Annotated in this window: 17 protein-coding genes; 9 read left to right on the forward strand and 8 right to left on the reverse strand. The window is 68.2% G+C overall.

The genetic code is table 11. The features are described from left to right. The first annotated feature begins 4 nt into the window (after window positions 1-4). Window positions 5-1,018: an aldo/keto reductase gene (locus ABD768_RS18260; protein WP_344841983.1), complete on the forward strand. Its 1,014-nt coding sequence runs from the start codon at window positions 5-7 to the stop codon at window positions 1,016-1,018. A 45-nt stretch (window positions 1,019-1,063) separates the two neighbouring features. On the opposite strand, the gene ABD768_RS18265 is transcribed toward ABD768_RS18260, so the two are convergent. Beyond that, window positions 1,064-1,591 (reverse strand): hypothetical protein, encoded by a 528-nt coding sequence (locus ABD768_RS18265; RefSeq protein WP_344841986.1) that lies wholly within the window; start codon window positions 1,589-1,591, stop codon window positions 1,064-1,066. Between the two features lie 122 nt (window positions 1,592-1,713). Here ABD768_RS18265 and ABD768_RS18270 point away from each other — a divergent pair, with 122 nt between their 5' ends. The 4 genes from ABD768_RS18270 to zwf all read left to right on the forward strand — a co-directional run bounded on the left by ABD768_RS18270 (window position 1,714) and on the right by zwf (window position 8,498). Continuing rightward, complete coding sequence (locus ABD768_RS18270) at window positions 1,714-4,542, forward strand: helix-turn-helix transcriptional regulator (RefSeq protein ID WP_344841988.1); 2,829 nt, start codon at window positions 1,714-1,716, stop codon at window positions 4,540-4,542. Window positions 4,543-4,638: 96 nt separating this feature from the next. Further along, window positions 4,639-5,925: an epoxide hydrolase family protein gene (locus ABD768_RS18275; protein ID WP_344841991.1), complete on the forward strand. Its 1,287-nt coding sequence runs from the start codon at window positions 4,639-4,641 to the stop codon at window positions 5,923-5,925. A 16-nt stretch (window positions 5,926-5,941) separates the two neighbouring features. After that, the gene (locus ABD768_RS18280; RefSeq protein WP_344841994.1) at window positions 5,942-6,946 is read left to right on the forward strand and encodes an alpha/beta fold hydrolase; all 1,005 of its coding nucleotides are present in this window, start codon (window positions 5,942-5,944) and stop codon (window positions 6,944-6,946) included. Between the two features lie 37 nt (window positions 6,947-6,983). Then, entirely contained in the window at window positions 6,984-8,498 is a 1,515-nt protein-coding gene (gene zwf / locus ABD768_RS18285; protein WP_343964070.1) for a glucose-6-phosphate dehydrogenase, read from the forward strand. Here the strand turns inward: zwf and ABD768_RS18290 are convergent. The 3 genes from ABD768_RS18290 to ABD768_RS18300 form a co-directional block, all read right to left on the reverse strand. Further along, the gene (locus ABD768_RS18290) at window positions 8,495-9,115 is read right to left on the reverse strand and encodes a TetR/AcrR family transcriptional regulator (protein ID WP_344841997.1); all 621 of its coding nucleotides are present in this window, start codon (window positions 9,113-9,115) and stop codon (window positions 8,495-8,497) included. The two genes, zwf and ABD768_RS18290, sit on opposite strands and share 4 nt — an antisense overlap. A 78-nt stretch (window positions 9,116-9,193) precedes the next feature. Continuing rightward, window positions 9,194-10,066, reverse strand: a complete 873-nt coding sequence (locus ABD768_RS18295; RefSeq protein WP_344842000.1) for an LLM class F420-dependent oxidoreductase — start codon at window positions 10,064-10,066, stop codon at window positions 9,194-9,196. A 72-nt stretch (window positions 10,067-10,138) separates the two neighbouring features. Further along, a complete protein-coding gene (locus tag ABD768_RS18300; RefSeq protein ID WP_343964075.1) occupies window positions 10,139-10,789 on the reverse strand; it encodes a hypothetical protein in 651 nt (216 codons plus the stop codon). Between the two features lie 105 nt (window positions 10,790-10,894). Here ABD768_RS18300 and ABD768_RS18305 point away from each other — a divergent pair, with 105 nt between their 5' ends. After that, the gene (locus ABD768_RS18305; RefSeq protein WP_343964077.1) at window positions 10,895-11,680 is read left to right on the forward strand and encodes an inositol monophosphatase family protein; all 786 of its coding nucleotides are present in this window, start codon (window positions 10,895-10,897) and stop codon (window positions 11,678-11,680) included. A gap of 2 nt (window positions 11,681-11,682) precedes the next feature. On the opposite strand, the gene ABD768_RS18310 is transcribed toward ABD768_RS18305, so the two are convergent. Beyond that, a complete protein-coding gene (locus tag ABD768_RS18310) occupies window positions 11,683-12,069 on the reverse strand; it encodes a nuclear transport factor 2 family protein (protein WP_343964079.1) in 387 nt (128 codons plus the stop codon). Continuing rightward, a complete protein-coding gene (locus ABD768_RS18315; protein ID WP_344842004.1) occupies window positions 12,066-13,169 on the reverse strand; it encodes a DNA alkylation repair protein in 1,104 nt (367 codons plus the stop codon). Before ABD768_RS18315 ends, ABD768_RS18310 begins: the two co-directional genes overlap by 4 nt. Window positions 13,170-13,252: 83 nt before the next feature. On the opposite strand from ABD768_RS18315, the gene cobF reads away from it, so the two are divergent. The 3 genes from cobF (at window position 13,253) to ABD768_RS18330 (ending at window position 16,929) form a co-directional block, all read left to right on the forward strand. After that, window positions 13,253-14,014, forward strand: a complete 762-nt coding sequence (cobF, locus tag ABD768_RS18320) for a precorrin-6A synthase (deacetylating) (RefSeq protein WP_344842007.1) — start codon at window positions 13,253-13,255, stop codon at window positions 14,012-14,014. 147 nt (window positions 14,015-14,161) lie between these two features. Further along, on the forward strand, window positions 14,162-15,244 hold the full coding sequence (locus ABD768_RS18325) for a chitinase (RefSeq protein WP_344842165.1): 1,083 nt from the start codon (window positions 14,162-14,164) through the stop codon (window positions 15,242-15,244). Between the two features lie 77 nt (window positions 15,245-15,321). After that, window positions 15,322-16,929 carry a carboxylesterase/lipase family protein gene (locus tag ABD768_RS18330; protein WP_344842010.1) on the forward strand — a complete coding sequence of 536 codons (1,608 nt, stop codon included), beginning with the start codon at window positions 15,322-15,324 and terminating at the stop codon, window positions 16,927-16,929. Here ABD768_RS18330 and ABD768_RS18335 read toward each other — a convergent pair. Together ABD768_RS18335 and ABD768_RS18340 are read right to left on the reverse strand one after the other, a co-directional pair. After that, a complete protein-coding gene (locus ABD768_RS18335) occupies window positions 16,918-17,559 on the reverse strand; it encodes a TMEM175 family protein (RefSeq protein ID WP_343964233.1) in 642 nt (213 codons plus the stop codon). The genes ABD768_RS18330 and ABD768_RS18335 overlap by 12 nt on opposite strands. Before the next feature lie 2 nt (window positions 17,560-17,561). After that, a complete protein-coding gene (locus tag ABD768_RS18340) occupies window positions 17,562-19,001 on the reverse strand; it encodes an MFS transporter (protein ID WP_344842014.1) in 1,440 nt (479 codons plus the stop codon). Window positions 19,002-19,020 lie beyond the last annotated feature (19 nt).

Here is a 19,020-nt window from a genome sequence, read left to right on the forward strand (position 1 = left end):
TCCCATGAACCGCAGAATTCTCGGCGGCACCGGCATCTCGGTCAGCGAGCTCAGCCTCGGCGCGATGATGTTCGGCGCGATGGGCAATCCGGACCACGAGGACTCGGTCCGGATCATCCATTCCGCCCTCGACGCCGGCATCAACCTGATCGACACCGCTGACGTCTACTCGGCCGGCGAGTCCGAGGAGATCGTCGGTACGGCGATCCGCGACCGGCGCGACGACGTCGTACTGGCCAGCAAGTTCGGCCTGCCGATGGGCACCGACCCGAACCAGCGCGGCGCCTCCCGCCGGTGGATCATCCAGTCGGTCGAGAACAGCCTGCGCCGGCTCGGCACGGATCACCTCGACCTGTACCAGCTCCACCGGCCGGACCATGACACGGACGTCGCCGAGACGTTGTCCGCGCTGTCCGACCTCGTCCAGGCGGGCAAGATCCGGGCGTTCGGGTCGTCGATGTTCCCGGCCGAGACGATCGTCGAGGCGCAGTGGGCCGCGGAGCGGCGGAGTACGCACCGGTTCCTGACCGAGCAGCTCATGTACTCGATCTTCACCCGGCGCCCGGAGGCATCGGTCTTCCCGGTGACGCAGCGGCACGACCTCGGCGTACTGGTCTTCAGCCCGCTCAATGGCGGCTGGCTGTCGGGCCGGGCGGACCTGACGTCGTCCCACCGGGCGTCGACCCGGCCCAACCACTACGACCCCACCACTGTGACTGGTGCTGCGAAGGCGGCCGCTGTGGGCAAGCTCAGCGCGCTTGCTGCAGAGGCCGGGATGACGCTGCCTCAGCTGGCTATCGCGTTCGCCCGGGCGCACCCGGCGGTGACGTCCGTACTGATCGGCCCGCGCACCCAGGAGCAGCTCGACAGTCTGCTACCGGCAGCTGAGTTCGACCTGTCCGGGGACGTGCTTGACCGGATCGACGAGATCGTCCCGCCCGGCACCGAGCTGGATCCGGCCGACAACTACAACGCCACCCCGCCGGCAATCGAGCACCCCCACCTCCGCCGACGCTGACCCCTCCGCCGAGCTGACGACCTGCGTACGCCGCCGCCGACCTGTCTACGCCCCGGCCGGGGCCAGGATGAGGTCGGAGGAGGTGAGGAGTCCGTTCTTGCTGCGGAACTCCTTCAGGTCGGCGTAGGTCTGGCCGGTGTCGTCGATTGCCTGGTTGCCGGCTAGGTAGAGGGTGAGCAGCTCCAGGGACTTGTCCTTGTGCCGCACGACGAGGACCCGGGCGTTGAGTGTTCCGCCAAGGTCATCAGCCGTCTTCTCAGCTGCCATGCTCGGCGTGCACGAGGTGTCGAAGAACCCGCCGCTGCGCCTGTCCTGTCCATCGTTGCTGCACGGAAAGGCCAGCAGGAGCCGGGACTGCAGCTGATCCGCCGAGTAGTACGCGGCGAAGTTGGCCACCCGGTCCTCGCTGGAGCCGCCGGTGCTGGGGAAGCGGTCGTTCTTGACGCTTGTGGACTTGAGATATTCGCCCAGGAGGTTGGGGGCGGGGTCCGGGGCGTCGCTGGTGGCGCAGCCGGTCGCGGTGAAGGCGAGGGCCGCGAGGGCGAGGGCCAGGAAGCTGTGCCGGAGGTGCATACGCCGAGGCTAGGTTGGGCTGACCGGTGCGCGGACGGGTTGGCCTGATGCTGACATGTGGGTCTTATGAAGGTCTTACCAGTAGTTCTTGAGCTTTGTTCTGGCATGCCACACTCGGCAGCGTGCGGACACTCCTCGGGCGGACGGCAGAGCAGGAACGGCTGAGCGCGCTTGTTGCCGGGATCACCGAGTCCGGTGGCGCCCTGGTGATCCGCGGCGCCGCTGGTATCGGGAAGTCCGCACTGGCCGCCGAGGCCGCCACGCAGGCCAGGGCGGCCGGTGCGAAGGTCCTGTCCGTCACGGGCTCGGAGTCCGAGCAGAACTTCCCGTACGCCGGCCTGCACCAGCTACTGCACCCCGTCCGCAAGGGAATCGACGCACTGCCCGGATCGCAACGCGAAGCCCTCCGAATCGCGCTCTGCCTCGCCGATGGCGACATCCCGGACCTCTACCTGGTCGGAATGGCAGCGCTCAACCTCCTCTCCGACACCGGTACGCCGCTCCTGCTGCTCGCCGAGGATGCTCACTGGCTCGACCAAGCAAGCGCCGACGTACTCGCCTTCGTCGCACGCCGCCTCGACTCAGAGCCGATCGTCCTGCTCGCCACCGTCCGGGACGGCGTCCCCAGCCAACTGGACACCGAACTGCCCTCCCTCCACCTCGAGCCCCTCACCGACGACGTCGCATCCACCCTCCTCGACGAGGTCGCTCCGACGCTCGACCCGTCCGTCCGCAAGCGCCTGCTGTCCGAGGCGGCAGGCAACCCGCTGGCCCTGGCCGAGCTACCCGCCACCATCCAGGCAGACTCGTTGCTCAAGGCCACCTTGCCGCTGAACACCCGGTTGGAGCGCGCCTTCGGCGCCCGGATCTCCACGCTGCCCGCGGACACCCGGATGTGCCTGCTGGTTGCCGCACTCAACGATCGCGGCTCCCTCAGCGAGATGTTCGAAGCCGCAAGCGCCGCGCTCGGCGGCGCGCCGGTAGGCGCCGAGACGCTCACGCCGGCCGCCGAGGCCGGGCTGATCGAAGCCGCGCTAGGCGGAGCCGGGGCGAACGTAGCCGGGGCGAACGTAGCCGGGCGCGGCATCGCTGGGCAGGGCGAGCCCGGCCAGGGCAGCAGCGGGCAAGGCGGAGCCTGGCTGGCCGTGGGTGGGCGGTTGGCGTTTCGGCATCCCTTGATGCGGTCGGCGATCGTTCAGGCGGCAACCGCAGCTGAGCACCGCGCCGCGCATCGAGCGCTGGCGGATGCGCTGCAGAAGGATCCCGAACGGCAGGTCTGGCATCTCGCGGCCGCCGCGACCACGGCTGATGAGGGGATCGCGGGGGTACTGGTTGAGGCGGCTGAGCGGGCTCGGTATCGGGGTGGGGTTGGGGCGGCTATTGCTGGGTTGGAGGAGGCTGCACGGCTGAGTGAGAGTGGTGAGTTGCGCGCTGATCGGTTGCTGCGGGCGGCTGATCTGGGGGTGGAGGCGGGGCGGTCGGATCTGGTGGAGCGGCTGCTTGCCGAGGCCTCCAGGGAGGAGCTGTCGTTCCAGCATCGGGCGCGGGCTACCTGGATCCGGAGCAGTTTCGATGACGGGCTGGTCGACGACACGGCGGGGCCGATCGAGCTGGCGAAGTTGGCGCGGTCGGTTTTTGAGGACGGCGATCTGGATCTGGCGATGCGGATCCTGTGGGGTGCGGGGATGCGGTGCTTCTGGGCTGAGCCCGGCCCGGAGGCCCGCCAGCATCTGCTCGACGTCGCCGACAGTCTCCCGCTCGACGAACACGACCCGCGCCTGATCGCCATCCTCGCCTACGTCGCCCCGATCGAGCGCGGCAAGGCCGTCGCCGCCGGCCTGATGGAACTCGCCGGACAGACCGGAGGCGACCCCGAGGTCGAGCGATTCCTCGGCAGCGCCGCCCTGCAGATCGGCGCCTTCGAGCTGGCCGCCAGGTTCTCCGCCTCCGCCGCAGCCGGTCTACGGGCGCAAGGCCGGCTAGGCCTACTCGCCCGCGCCCTGGCCGTGCACGCCTGCAGCGCCACCCGTCTGGGCAACCTCGACGTCGCACTGCCCGCCGCCGAGGAAGCAGCCCGGCTGGCCAAGGAAACCCACCAAATCTTCATGTACGGCTTCGCACTCTCCGCCCAGGCCGAGATCGCAGCCCTCCGTGGCCTGTACGCCGAAGCCGCCAACCTGATCGCCGAGGCAGAGCAGGTCGCCCTAGCCGCAGGCGCCCGCCCCATCCTCGCCACCGTCCAGCTAGCCCGTGGCCTGTCCGCCCTGGGCGAGGGCCGCCACGCCGACGCCTTCGCCGACCTGCACCGCGTCTTCGACCTCACCGAGCCCTCCTATCAGCTAGCCCTGCGCTGCTACCTGATAGCCGACCTGACCGAGGCAGCGATCCGCTGCGGCCAGGAGGACGCAGCACGCAAGATCATCCAGAGGCTGGAGAAGGATGCCCAGCAGACCGGCTCCCCCTCCCTACACATAGGCCTGCGCTACGCCCGCGCCGCACTGGCCAGCGACGACGACGCAGAGAAGCTATTCCTGGCCGCGCTGGCCGGCGACCTCACCGGCTGGCCCCTGGAGCGCGGGCGACTGCACCTGGCCTTCGGCGAGTGGTTGCGCCGCCACCGCCGAGCAGCGGAGTCCCGCGTCCACCTACGGGCCGCACGCGAGACCTTCGACGCGCTGGGCCTCATCCCCTGGAGCGAGCGAGCCCGCAGCGAGCTACGCGCCGCAGGCGAGACCAGCCCACGCCGTACGCCGGATGCGCGCGAGCAACTCACCCCGCACGAGCTGAGCATCGCCCAACTGGCAGCCGAGGGCCTGACCAACCGCGAGATCGGCCAGCGCCTCTACCTCTCGCACCGAACCGTCAGCACCCACCTGCACCGCATCTTCCCCAAGCTCGGCATCACGTCGCGCGCTGATTTGCCGGCCGTACTGCGGAATTCGCCAGGGTGACGTACACCCGCAGCGTCATCTGACGGGCGCGGCGGACGGTCGGTCCTTCCTAGGTTGTCAGGCGTAAGTGCGCTGACTATCCGTAGGAGACATCCCATGCCCGAACAACCGTCGCGGCGGACCTTCCTCGCCACCTCAGCCGCTGCCGTCACGGTGGCTTCCACAGCAACCCTCTCCAGCACCGAAGCGCTGGCCGGACCCGAAGCAGCAGCAACGGACACCGCCATCCGGAAGTACAGGGTGAACGTGCCCGACTATGTGCTCGCCGACCTGCGTCACCGGATCAAGGCGACCCGCTGGCCCGCCAAGGAGACGGTCGCCGACCAGTCCCAAGGCGTCCAGCTCGCCAAGCTCCAGGAGCTCGTCCACTACTGGGGGACGCGCTACGACTGGCGCAAGGTCGAGCGCAGGCTCAATGCGCAGCCTCAGTTCGTCACCAAGATCGACGGCCTCGACATCCACTTCACCCACATCCGCTCCAAGCACGCGAACGCGCTGCCCCTGATCATCACGCACGGCTGGCCCGGCTCGATCCTCGAGTTGCAGAAGGTGATCGGCCCCCTCACCGACCCCACCTCGTACGGCGGCCGCGCGGCGGACGCGTTCCACCTGGTCATCCCGTCGATGCCCGGCTACGGGTTCTCCGAGCGGCCGACGGCGAAGGGCTGGAACGCGGACCGGATCGGGCTCGCCTGGGACGTACTGATGAAGCGGCTGGGCTACTCGCAGTACGTGTCGCAGGGCGGTGACTGGGGTGCGGTCGTCTCGGACAAGATGGCCCGCCGGGCCTTCCCCGGGCTGCTCGGCATCCACGTCAACATGCCGGCCACCGTGCCGCCGGACGTCGCCAAGGCGCTCAACGACGGTGATCCCGCGCCGGCCGGGCTCGGTCCGGTGGAGAAGAAGGCCTTCGACACGTTGAAGACCTTCTACACGCTGAACACCGGGTACTCCGCGATGATGGCGACCCGCCCGCAGACGCTCGGCTACGGCCTGACCGACTCGCCGGCCGGGCTGGCCGCGTGGATGTACGACAAGTTCGCGCAGTGGACCTACAGCGGCGGCGACCCGGAGCGGTCGCTGACCAAGGACGAGATGCTCGACGACATCACCTTGTACTGGGTCACCAACACGGCCGTGTCCTCGTCGCAGCTCTACCTGGAGAACGGCGAGAACAACTTCAACGCCGTCGACATCTCGATCCCGGCCGCGATCACGGTCTTCCCGGGCGAGATCTACCAGACCCCGCGCAGCTGGGCCGATCAGGCGTACCACAACCTCATCTACTTCAACGAGGTCGACAAGGGCGGCCACTTCGCCGCCTGGGAAGAGCCCGAGCTGTTCAGCCGCGAGATCCGCGCCGCGTTCCGTTCCCTGCGTTGAGAGAGGACTGCTTTTCATGATCAGCAGAAGGACCTTCAGCAAGGTGGTCGGGGCGGGCGCCGCCGCGGCTGCCGTAGTACCGGGCATTGCCAGCGCTGCACCTGTAGCAGTGGGCGGCCTCGGGCGGCTGCGGCACGTGCAGACCGACCTGCTTGACATCGCGTACTACGAGTCCGGCCCGGCCGGTGGACCCGCGGTACTGCTCGGGCATGGCTGGCCCTACAGCCCGTATGCGTTCACGCATGTGGTGCCCGAGCTGGTGCGGGCCGGGTACCGGGTGCTCACGCCGTTCCTGCGGGGACACGGGGAGACGACGTTCCTGTCCGCCGACACCTTCCGCTCCGGGCAGCAGGCAGCGCTCGGGTCGGACTGGATCGCCTTCATGGACGCGCTGCAGATCCCCAAGGCCATCTTTGCCGGGTATGACTGGGGTGGCCGCGGTCTATGCGTCGCAGCGGCCCTTTGGCCGGAGCGCTGCGTCGCACTGGTCTCGGTGAACAGCTACCTGGTCCAGAACCTCGACCCCAAGCTCGCAGTGATCCCTGCGGCTCCGGCGGTCGAGGCGGCCCAGTGGTACTTCGACTACTTCACCACCGAGCGCGGCAAGAACGGCCTGACCCAGAACCGCAAGGAGATCGCCCGGGTCGTCTGGACCAAGAACTCCCCCACCTGGGACTACACCGAGGCCGACCTCGACCGGGCCGCCTCCCTGATGACCAACCCGGACTACGTCGCCGTGGTCCTGCACGTGTACCGCCACCGCCGGCTGACCGAGCCCGGCGACCCCCGGTACGACGCGCTGGAGGCCCAGCTCCGCAAGCAGCCGCCGATCACGGTCCCGGCCGTCACGCTCGACGGCAAAGACGACGGCAACTTTCCATGGACGGATGGGAAACCTTCGGCCTTCCACTTCACGGGTCCCCGGGTGCATCACGTAGTACAGGGTGCTGGGCACAACCTGCCGCAGGAGAAGCCACGTGCGTTCGTGAAGGCGATCCTCGAGGCGGCGCGCCTACACTGATCAAGGTTTGCCGCGTCGTCCGTAGGAGGACCTGAGAATGCCCGATTCACGTACCCAGACGATCGCCTATCCCGCGCCGGGGGCGCGACCGTCGCGGCGTGATCTGGAGCCGCTCGCGCCGCATGTGATCGTGCTGTTCGGGGCGACCGGCGACCTGGCCAAGCGCAAGCTGCTGCCGGGGCTGGCATACCTGCAGCAGTCCCGGTTCGCGCCGGACGTACGGATCATCGGGACCGCGATGGAGGAGCTCAGCTCGGACGAGTTCCGGGCCCGGGCCCGGCTCGCGGTGGACACCTACGGCACGCACAAGATCACCGAGGACGAGTGGGCGCAGTTCTCGGAGCGGCTCGAGTACGTCTCGACCAAGGAGGGCCCGGGCGCGCTCGCCGCCGCCGTCAAGACTGCCGAGACCGTGCTCGGGCCGGACACCTGCCGGCTGCACTACCTGTCGGTACCGCCGAAGGCCGCCCGCTCGGTGATCCAGATGCTGCGCGACGCCGACCTGGTCGACCGGGCCCGGGTGGTGATGGAGAAGCCGTTCGGCGACAACCTGCAGTCGGCGATCGAGCTGAACGACTTCGTCCACGAGACCTTCGACGAGTCGCAGATCTTCCGGATCGACCACTTCCTCGGCAAGGAGGCGGCGCAGAACATCCTCGCCTTCCGGTTCGCCAACGGGCTGTTCGAGCCGATCTGGAACCGCAACTTCATCGACCACATCCAGATCGACATCCCCGAGTCGCTCGGACTGGACCAGCGGGCCACCTTCTACGAGCCGACCGGCGCGTTCAAGGACATGGTCGTCACGCATGTCCTGCAGGTGCTCGCGTTCGTCGCGATGGAGCCGCCGACGGCGCTGGAGCCGCGGGCCATCTCGGAGGAGAAGAACAAGGTCTTCCGCTCGATGCTGCCGATCCAGCCGTCGGACGTGGTCCGCGGCCAGTACGGCGGCTACCGCAGCGAGGAGGGCGTCGCACCGGACTCCGACACCGAGACGTTCATCGCGATGAAGGTCGGGATCGACAACTGGCGCTGGGCCGGGGTGCCGTTCTATCTGCGGACCGGCAAGAAGATGGCCGAGGGGATGCGGATCATCTCGATCGCCTTCAAGGAAGCACCGAAGACCATGTTCCCGTCCGGCTCCGGGGTCGGGTCGCAGGGGCCGGACCACCTGACCTTCGACCTGGCCGACTCGTCGCGGGTGTCGCTGTCCTTCTACGGCAAGCGGCCCGGTCCGGGGATGCGGCTGGAGAAGTTGTCGATGCAGTTCTCGACGCAGGAGACGGAGACCGCGGGCGATGTGCTGGAGGCGTACGAGCGGCTGATCCTCGACGCTATGCGCGGCGACCACACGCTGTTCACGACGGCCGAGGGCATCGAGTCGCTGTGGGAGAACTCGACGCTGCTGCTGGAGGACCCGCCGCCGGTGAAGACGTACGCACCCGGTACCTGGGGGCCGAACGCCATCCACCAGCTGATCGCGCCGCATGCTTGGCGGCTGCCGTTCGAACGCGAGTGGCGCGAGGGCAAGCCCGCGGCTGACGGGGACTAGCCTCCTCCGGCGACGTACTGGTTCCTCGGGCGTCGCATGTTGTCGAGGGCCTCGGTGAGGGCGTCTTCGAGGTAGCTGAGGCGGTTGGTCGACTGCAGCAGGGTCGCACCGCCGGTGACGGCAGCAAGGATCGCGTTGGCCGTCTTCTGTACGTCGATGCGCGGGTCGATCTCCCCTGCGTCCTTCAGCGCTTGGACGCCGGCCGCCAGGTAGGCCGCCCAGGTGTCGGTCAGCCCCTCGACGACCTCACGGGTGGCCGGATCCGCCGTGCCGAGCTGGGTGGTCAGCGCCCGGAGCGGGCAGGCGGCCCGTTGCGCGTCATAGATCTGGATGACGCGACGGCGCCAGGCCTGCCAGTTGCGCCAGGTGGTGAGGTCGGCGAGCTGGGGCAGCTGGTCGGTGATCACCTGCTCCGCTTCGTACCTGACGACGGCGAGCATCAGGTCGGCCTTGCCATCGGGGAAGTAGTGGAAGAGCTGGCTCTTGCTCGTCGCAGTGGCTGCGCAGATGTCATCGAGCCCGACGTTGGCGACCCCACGATCGCGAACAAGCAGCGCGGCGCCCTCGACGATCCGTTGCCGGGTCGCCGCACCTTTGGCCGTCAGCACTCGCTCCATACAACCAACCCTAGTCACGCAGATGGACGGCAGCCGTCTCGGCGTGGCAGTGATCGCCGGCTGATCCGGTCGTGCAGTTCAGAAGCGGGCGGCTGCGGGGATCACCTCACTGCCGATGCGTTCTACGGCTTCTAGGTCGGGGGCTTGCGGGATGCTGCCGATGGCGGCGTCGAAGCCGAGGGCGTGGAGACGGCCCAGCTCGTCGATCAGCTCTTGGGTCTTCTCGCCGTTCGTACCGGCGTCGAGGGTCTGGTAGACGGTCTTGGTGATCTCGGCGTAGTCGCGGCCGACGTCCTCGCAGTGCTGTTTGAGGACGTCGAGCTTGTGCTCGAGCTCGGGGGTGTTGAACAGGTTGCAGGACTGCGCGTACTGCGCGACCAGGCGGAGCGTCTTCTTCTCTCCCCCGCCGCCGACCATGATCGGCGGGTGCGGCTTGCTCAGCGCCTGCGGGACGTTCAGCAGCCGCTCGGCCTGGTAGTGCTTGCCCTCGAACGGCTTGTCCTCGTCGGACCACATCTGCTGCAGGTACTTGAGCGTCTCCTCCAGCCGCTCGAACCGCTCCGCGACCGGCGGGAAGTCGAAGCCGAGCCCGCGGGACTCCTCCTCGTTCCAGCCGGCGCCGATGCCGATCATGGCGCGGCCGCCGGACAGTACGTCGAGGGTCGTCACCGCCTTGGCCAGCAGGCCGGGGTGGCGGTAGTGCACGCCGGTGATCAGCGTGAAGAGTTTGACCCGCTCGGTCTGCGCGGCGAGGAATCCGAGCGTCGTGTAGGCCTCGAGCATGTCGTGATCCGCGGGGCCGACACCGCGGATCTGGAAGAAGTGGTCCATCACGGCCAAGTGGCTGAAGCCGGCCCGATCGGCGGTCTCAGCCACTGCGGCGAGCTCGGCGCCGAGCGCGGCCGCGCCGTTCGGCCAGGTGAAGTCAGGAATCTGCAGACCGATGTCCATCGAGGGTCCTTCCGGGGCGTTTTTCTCCAGCCAACACCCCGGAACGGCCTCATTCAAACGGTCTGCGGCGGGTCAGCCTGCACCGCCGCCCGGTGTCGCGGTGCTGTGGCCGACTGCGCAGAGGGCGAAGGCATAGCCCTGGACGTTGCTCTGGGTGCCGGTGTAGGTCGCCTCGACCTTCCAGCCTTGCGCGAAGTACAAGGGCTCCGAGTCGGAGAAGATCAGACCTTCGCCGCTGTTCGAGTCGCCTGAGTGCCCACCGCTGACCACAACCTGGCCGGCCGGGCAGAGGGCCTCCCAGGAGTGCCGCTCGCCTGGTTTGAAGGCCTGCTTCACCAGTACGGGGGCGGAGACGGTGACGCCGACGCTGTCCGCCGGGTCGCCCTTCGGGCCCTGGTCTCCCTTGTCACCCTTCTCGCCCTTGGCACCGGGAGCGCCGGGCGCACCCGCGGCACCGGGGGTGCCCGGGTCGCCCTTGGGGCCCTGCTGGTTCCAGGAGGTGGGGTTCTCGTAGAAGCGGCAGGAGCCGCCCTTGGCGGGGTCGATCACGCGGAGGTCGCCGAAGTTCTTGTCGACGCAGGCGTGGATCGTGGTCGTCGCGGGTTCGGCGGCCGAGGCCACCAGCATGCCGCCGCCGAGCACCACCAGCGCGCCCACGGCAGCCGCCACCCCGGTCGAGCGGGGCAGTCCCCGTGGCTTGAGCAGAGCGAGTTTGGAAGTCATGATGGCGACCCTAGGAATTCGTGGCCATCGGCAACAGTTCCCTTCACGCCGCATCCAGGGCCGGGCCCCCTTCACCATCGGGCAGCCACCGGGTTGGATGGAGGGATGACTGAGTCTGATCTCGAGGTGGCGGTCGCGGCGGCGGAGGCGGGGGCCGCGGTGGTACGGGCGCAGTACGGTGCCGCGGTCGTCCGGCACGACAAGTCGGCGACGGACTTCGCTACCGACACGGATCTCGCCGCCGAGCAGGAGATTCTCGAGCTGATCCGGCGGGCCAGGCCGCAGGATGCGATCGTGGGCGAGGAGACCGGTGCCAGTGACGACGGTACCGCCCCGAGGCGCTGGCTCGTCGACCCGCTGTGCGGGACGCTCAACTTCGCTGCCAGGACTCCGCTCTTCTCGGTCAACGTCGCCTTGCGGGACGGCCCGGAGACAGCCGTCGCCGCCGTCGCGGATCCGATCGCCGGCGAGACCTTCTGGACCGATGGAGCAACTGCGAGCGTCCGCCGGGAGGGATCCGACCTTCCGATCGCACCCTCGGCGGACTCGCGGCTCGTCGACGTCAACCTCGACCCGATCACCGATGGCGACTTGCTCGGGTCGAGGTTGCTGACCGATCCCGCGTTCCGGCAGGCGTTCGGTCAGCGGGTCCTGTCGACCACCTTGGCCGTCGCCTGGGTGGCGGCGGGCCGGCGCGCCGCGTACGTGACCGACGGAGATCTCCGCGACAGCGTGCACTTCACGGCAGGGCTGGCCTTGTGCCGCGCGGCCGGCTGCATCGTCACCGACCTACGCGGACAACCTCTGCACTCAGGCCTGGGAGTGATCGCCGCCGCCGATGCCGGCACTCACGCGACTCTGCTCGAGATCGTCGCGCGCCACCTTCTCTAGGACTACGGAGCGATCTCGAGGTGGGTGATCAGGCTGGTTTCGGGGTCGAGGGTGAAGCGGTAGATGAGGTCGACCACGCCGCCGGGGAAGTCGCCTTCCAGGTGGTTGGTGGTGACGTAGTGGGTCTCGTCGAGCTTTTCCACGTGGGTCAGCTCGACGGTGTAGGTGTATTCGGTGGCGGCGGTGTCGCGCCAGCGGTGGATCTCGTCGTGGCCGGTGTAGGTGGTTTCTTCGTCGACCACGACGGCGTCGGGGGTGAAGGCCGACAGGAGGTCGTGGGCGTTGGCCCGGTGGGCCGGGTCCGCCTCGCGCAGGTAGGTCACGATCGAGTGCGGGAGGTGCTTCGCGTGGTCGGCGGCGGTCGGGTCGGGCGGGGTGGGGATGGTCATCGGTTGCCTTCCGTGGAGAGGGTGAAGGAGGAGCGGCCGAAGGTCCGGCCGTTGATCTGGAGTTCGAGCGCGTGCTCGCCGGCGTAGTACCGGCGGGTCGAGATCGGCTTGAACGAGTGTTGTCTGGCGATCGTCGCCGACTCCCCCGGCGCGAGCGTCCGGGTGGTGAGCTTGAAGACCTTCGGCGCGAGCGTCCCGTTCGCCTTGACGTGGTGGACGACGTAGTCGATCGCCAGCCGCAACTCGCCGTCGCCGCGGTTGTGCGCACTGAACTCGAAAGCCAGCGACTCCCCCACGGCAACAGCCGGTACTGCGACCAGCGGCCCGTCCACCACCAGCCCCGCAGGTGGCTCAAACCCCAACAACGCAAGGGCTCCCGGGTCAGCCGCCTTGATCAAGGTACGCAACGCATGCCGTACGAGCCGCGTGGTACTCGGCACCGGCGAAGCCAGCCACTCACCGGCGATCGCGACCGCCAGGGCAGGGTCGAGCCGGCTCAGGTCGTTGAGGTGGTTGGCGACCGAGCGGCGGACGTACTCCGATTCGTCGCGCCGCAGCGCCTCGAGGATCGGCCGCGTCACGTCGGGCCGCTCGATCAGCCCGGGCACCCGCTTGGCCCAGGGCAGTCGCGCCCGGGTCCCTTCGCTCGCCAGCCGCCGTACATGCTCATCCGGATGCCGAGTCCACTCGAGTACGACCGCCAGTGTGCGATCCAGCTCCGCCGCCAGGAAGGTCCGCAGCGCGAACTCGCCGGTCAGCCGCGGCGTCAGCGCGGCGATCAAGGCAAGGCCCGCCTCGAGCTCGTCATCAGCGACCGCCCGGACAGCGACCGCCTCGGTGACCGGCCAGATCATCCAGCCGGTGAAGCCGGGATCGTCGAGCGCCGCCCGGAAGATCTTCTCCATCGCCCCGTACTCCGTGGGCAGATCGGCCAGCAAGGCGTCCCGCACCAGCCGGCCGCGCTCACTGAACGCCAGGCCGGCCAACTCGGCAGGTGCCGCGGCCACCGTAGCCAGCTCCAGCGAAGGGGCCGCCCGGCGAAGGCAGGCGCCGAGGGCGACCACAGACGCAGTGCTGAGCATTTCTTCCGCAGTGGGCACGGGGACCTCTCGACGAAGTTACTTTCAAATTAGCAGTAACTGGGCAGGCAGCCAAACCCGGCCTGCCTACTACTGTCGGCGCCATGATGCAGCTGAAGGTCATCGGGGTAGGCGCCGGCGATCCGGACCACGTGACGATGCAGGCCGTGAAGGCACTCACCGCGGTCGACGTGTTCTTCGTCCTCGACAAAGGCGAGGTCAAGCAGGAGTTGGTCGACCTGCGCGAGGAGATCCTGCGACGGCACGCGGGTGACCGCGAGTACCGGGTCGTCTTCGGCCGGGACCCCGAGCGCGACCGCAGCAGCGACGCGTACGTCGAGTCCGTCGACGACTGGCGCCGCCGCCGCGCGGACGTCTGCGCGGACCTGATCGCCAAGGAGCTCGAAGACGGCCAGACCGGCGCCTTCCTCGTCTGGGGCGACCCGTCCTTGTACGACAGCACGCTGGCGATCCTCGACGACATCCTGGCCCGCGGCGAGCTGACCTTCGAGATCGAGGTCATCCCCGGCATCAGCAGCGTCTCCGCCCTCGCGGCCCGGCACCGGGTCGGCCTCAACCAGGTCGGCAAGCCGATCGAGATCACCACCGGACGACGGCTCGCGAAGAGCTGGCCCGATGACGTCGACGACGTCGTGGTGATGCTCGACGCGCAGACCGCCTTCACCCGGCACACCGACCAGGATGCCGACATCTACTGGGGTGCCTACCTCGGCACGCCGGACGAGATCCTGATCGCCGGACCACTGTCCGAGGTGGCCGACGGGATCGTCGAAGCACGTGCGGAAGCGCGCCGGCGCAAGGGCTGGATCATGGACACGTATTTGTTGCGCCGCCGCCAGAAATAATTACCAAAGGTTCTTTAGAAAGTCTAGAGCGCACGCTCTTCTGCTCGCTGTCCCGCGGATCTAGCTTGTTGCTGTCCACCCGCCCCCATGACCTTTGGCGCGCGCCCCCACTGCGCCGGGTCAGGACAGAGGAGTGCCATCGTGAAGATGCCTCGTTTCGTGCGCGTTCTGCCGGTCCTCGCGGCCTTCGGAGTCGTGCTCTCCATGCTCGTCACGGCGCCCGCGGAAGCCCGCGTGCAAGCCCCCACCGCGACGACGGCCTGCAACTACCCGAACTGGGTGGCCGGCGCCAGCTACGTCACCGGGAACGTCGTCAAGTACACCAACGGCCTGTACTACATCGCCGAACACGACAACCCCGGCTACGACCCGACCATCAGCACCTGGTTCTGGGACCCGTTCAGCTGCGATGGCGGCACCACCCCGCCGGCCTGCAACTACCCGAACTGGGTGGCCGGCGCCAACTACGTCACCGGCAACATCGTCAAGTACACCAACGGCCTGTACTACATCGCCGAACACGACAACCCCGGCTACGACCCGACCATCAGCACCTGGTTCTGGGATCCCTACACCTGCAACGGCGGGCCGACGGATCCGCCGCCGACCGGCAGCTTCCCGGTGACCGAGTCGCAGTTCAACTCGATGTTCCCGAGCCGCAACTCGTTCTACACCTACTCCGGTCTGGTCGCCGCGGCCGCAGCCTTCCCCGGCTTCACCACCACCGGCGACGACGCCACCAAGAAGCGTGAGGCCGCTGCCTTCCTGGCCAACGTGAACCACGAGACCGGCGGGCTGGTCTACATCAAGGAGATCAACACCGCGAACTACCCGAACTACTGCCACCCGGAGCTCCCGTACGGCTGCCCGGCCGGCCAGTCGGCGTACTACGGCCGCGGTCCGTTGCAGCTGAGCCACAACTTCAACTACAAGGCCGCCGGCGACTACCTCGGCATCGACCTGCTCGGAAACCCCTACCAGGTCGAGCAGAACGCGACGGTCTCCTGGAAGGCCAGCCTCTGGTACTGGAACACCCAGTCCGGTCCGGGCACGATGACGCCGCACAACGCGATGGTCAACGGCGCCGGCTTCGGCGAGACCATCCGCAGCATCAACGGCTCGATCGAATGCAACGGCGGCAACCCGGGCCAGGTACAGAGCCGAGTGGACGCCTACAACCGCATCACCGGCATCCTCGGGGTCTCCCCCGGCAGCAACCTTTACTGCTGACCCCTAGACCAAAGGTGTAGCCGTAGTGGCCGTGCGGCCGAAGCGGGGTCTGTACGACCTGGCAGAGGCTGCACGGCATGAGGACAACTATTCGCAGGAAGGTGTCGCTGGCAGCAGCCTTCGCGCTGCTGCCGGCCGCACTACTTGTCAACCAGGCCACGGCATCCCAACCCGCAGCCACCCCCGGTCCCGTCGTACGGACCGACAACGGGCAGGTGCGCGGGCTGACGACAGCGACGACCGAGGTGTTCAACGGCATCCCGTACACCGCCCCGCCGGTGCACGCGTTGCGTTGGCGGCCCCCGCAACCCACCCAGCCGTGGACGGGCGTGCGGGACGCGACCAAGCTGTCCAGCGCCTGCCCGCAAGGGGACAACCCGGAAGCGCCTGGCGGCTCCAGCAACGAGGACTGCCTCTACCTGAATGTCACCAGGCCGGCCCAGCAGTCCACGAAGCCGCGTGCGGTGGTCGTCTGGATTCCCGGCGGCGGATTCTTCTCTGGCGCGGGAAATAGCTACGAGGCCTCGAAGATGGCTGCCCGCGGCAACGTCATCGTTGTCACGGTCAACTACCGGCTGGGGATCTTCGGCTTCTTCGGCTACCCGGGGCTGCCCGCCTCCGGCACCTACGGCATCCAGGACCAACAGGCGGCCCTCCGCTGGGTCCAGCGCAACGCCCGGGCCTTCGGCGGCGACCCGCGCAACGTCACCGTGGCGGGCGAGTCCGCCGGTGGCATGAGTGTGTGCGCCCAGCTCACCTCACCGACCTCCACCGGCCTCTTCTCCAAGGCAGTGATGCAGAGCGGCTCCTGCGCCTTCAACTGGGCCGCCAACAGTCAGTACCCGGGGCAGGCGGCTGATTCGCCGTGGGTCTCGCAGAGCACCGTGCAGCAGAACGGTAAGGAGTGGGCGGCCGACAACGCGGCCAAGCTCGGCTGCAAAGCTGGACAACCGAGTCTGGACTGCCTGCGCGCGGCAGACCCCGCAGTACTGGTCGAGGACACGCTGAACTTCACGCAGGTTGCCTACGGCGGTACTGCGGTGTTGCCGCTGAGTCCGGCCAAGGCGATGAAGGCCGGGCTGTTCCACCGGGTGCCCTTACTGTCCGGCAACAACCATGACGAGGCATCGGCGTGGTTGAGCGCATTCAACGGTGGGGTACTCACCGATGCCGACTACCCGCGACTGGTGACCGACATGGTCGGCGTGGCTGATGCCCAGAAGGTGCTGAGGCAGTACCCGCTGTCGAAGTACGGGTCGACAGCTGCTGCTTGGACTGTGGTGACCACTGATCGGATCTGGTCGTGCACGCAGGTCGCCAACGATCAGCAGGCGGCTCGGAAGGTCCCCGTGTACGCGTACGAGTTCGCCGACAAGCATTCGCCGCTCTCCCAGCCGGGACAGGGCGCGGCACACGCTACGGAGTTGCCGTACCTGTTCAGCCTTGGCGGGTACGAGTTCCCGATGACGGATGCGCAGAAGCGGCTGTCGGAGCAGATGATCGACTACTGGACGGCCTTCGCTCGCACCGGCAACCCGAACGGTCCTGACCGGCCGCACTGGGCGCCGGCGGGCAAGAAGGCCGTCACCGGCCTCTCACTCGCGCCGACCGACCAGGGCGGCATCAAGAAGGTCGATCTGCGGGCCGAGCACTACTGCGGCTTCTGGGCCGGTCTAGGCGACTGACGGAGTACGGCGCTCGCGCTGACTGCTGACGAGTTTGGCGATCCAACCGCTCGGGATCAGCGCGAGCAAGCCGTAGAGACGTACCCCCGGCACCAGCGCGAGAAGGAACGCGGCCACCGCGCAGCCGAGGAAGGCGATGGAGCCGACGATCTCGCGGTCGGTGACGGGGTTGTCGTCGGCCTCCAGCTCCTTGTGCCCGTGGACGAGCAGCGTGAGCGCCGTCTGGGTCGCGGCGAGCACGACCAGGGTGCCGGAGTAGAAGGCCGCCGAGAAGGTGTCGCTGGTGAACTGGCCGATGATCTCGGTCGGGAACGGCAGCACCACGATGCAGAGCAGCCAGAGCATGTTCAGCCGGACCAGCATGCCGTTGTAGGCCTTGACGTGCTCGAAGACGCCATGGTGAACCAGCCAGAACCGCCCGATCACCACGAAGCTCAGCAGGAACGACAAGATGGCCGGCTGGTTCTCCTGGATCACCGCGAACGGATCGGCGGCCTGACCGTTGTTCGCTTCCGACTGCGCCTTGGCCACCTCGGTGACGACTTCCACCAGCGGGAGGATCAACAGGGTCACCGCGATCGCGACCACTGCGTCGGTGAAGAGCACCAGCCGGTCGGGGTTCCTCGTCATGCTCACGGGCGACCACGGTAGCGCAGCAGGAGTGTCGTACCGACGAACAGTGCCACGACGACAAAGGCGGACGCGGCAACGAACGCGATGCTGTAGCCGTCCCGCAGTGCGGTGATCGTGGTCGCTCCATCGGCCACCCGTCCAGCGGTGCGCGAGGCGGCCAGCGTTGCGAGTACCGCAGTACCGACTGCTGCGCCTGCTTGCTGGGCTGTGTTGTTGAGTCCGGAGGCCAAGCCTGCGTCACCCGGCTCTGCGCCGGACATGGCGAGCATGATCGCTGCGGGGATACCCACACCGCTACCGACACCCATGAGGAGGAGTGGGACCACCACGTTGGTGAGGTAAGAGCCGTTGACTGGAGCTTGGCTCATCACCAGCAGTGCTGCGAGGAGGGCGGTGAGGCCTACCAACAGGAGCGCGCGGGCGCCGAAGCGAGCGATCAGGCGGGGGCCGATGAACAGGGACATCACTCCACCCAGGACCGGCGCGGGGAGGAAGGCCAGGCCGGTGTGGAGCGAGTCGAAACTCAGTACTCGCTGCAGGTAGAGCGCAGTCATGAACTGGAAGCCGAAGCCGGCTGCGAAGAGTAGGACGACTACCAGGTTGGCAGTGGTCACCTGGCGGTTGCGGAAGATGTGGAGTGAGAGCAGTGGCTCAGCGGCGCGGGCCTGGCGTAGTACGAAGGCGGTGAGGAGGGCTACCGCTGCTGCCGCGAGGACCAGCGTGCGCGGGAGGTCTGCGGTCGGCTCTGCGGTCTGGACGATGGTGTAGACGGACAGTGAGAGGCCTGCGGTGACCAGGACTGCGCCTAGTACGTCGGCGCCTTTGCTGAGGCCCAGGCCACGGCGGCTGTTGAGCAGGCGGGTGGCGACAACCAGGGAGACGATGCCGATGGGCACGTTGATCAGGAAGGACCAGTGCCAGCCGACAGTCTGGGTGATGACTCCGCCGAGGATCAGGCCGATCGAAGCGCCGCCGGCGGAGGTGAAGCCGTAGACGCCCATCGCGCGAGCCTGGTCGGCCGGTGCCGGGTAGAGGCCGACGATCATGCCGAGAATCACCGCGGAGGCCAGGGCGCCGCCGACGCCTTGGAGGAAGCGGCCCGCGATCAGTACTTCGGAACTGGTGGCGACACCGCACAGCAGGGAGGCCGCGGTGAAGACGGCCAGGCCGGCGAGGAAGACCTGCTTGCTGCCGATCAGGTCGCCGATCCGGCCGGCCAGCAGGAGGAGGCCGGCGAAGGCGATCAGGTACGAGTTCATCACCCAGGCGAGGCCGGCCTGGCTGAAGCCGAGGTCGCTCTGGATGGTCGGCAGCGCGACCGTCACGACGGTGGCGTCGAGGATGATCATCAGCTGCATCACGCAGAGCACGGCGAGCGCTCTGGCGCGCCCGGGCTGGGCAGGACTGGTGTGGCTGGTCGGCTCGATCGTCGCGGTCATCGGTCGTCTCCTTGTCAGC

It is taken from the genome of Kribbella ginsengisoli, from assembly GCF_039537185.1.
Taxonomy (GTDB): domain Bacteria; phylum Actinomycetota; class Actinomycetes; order Propionibacteriales; family Kribbellaceae; genus Kribbella; species Kribbella koreensis.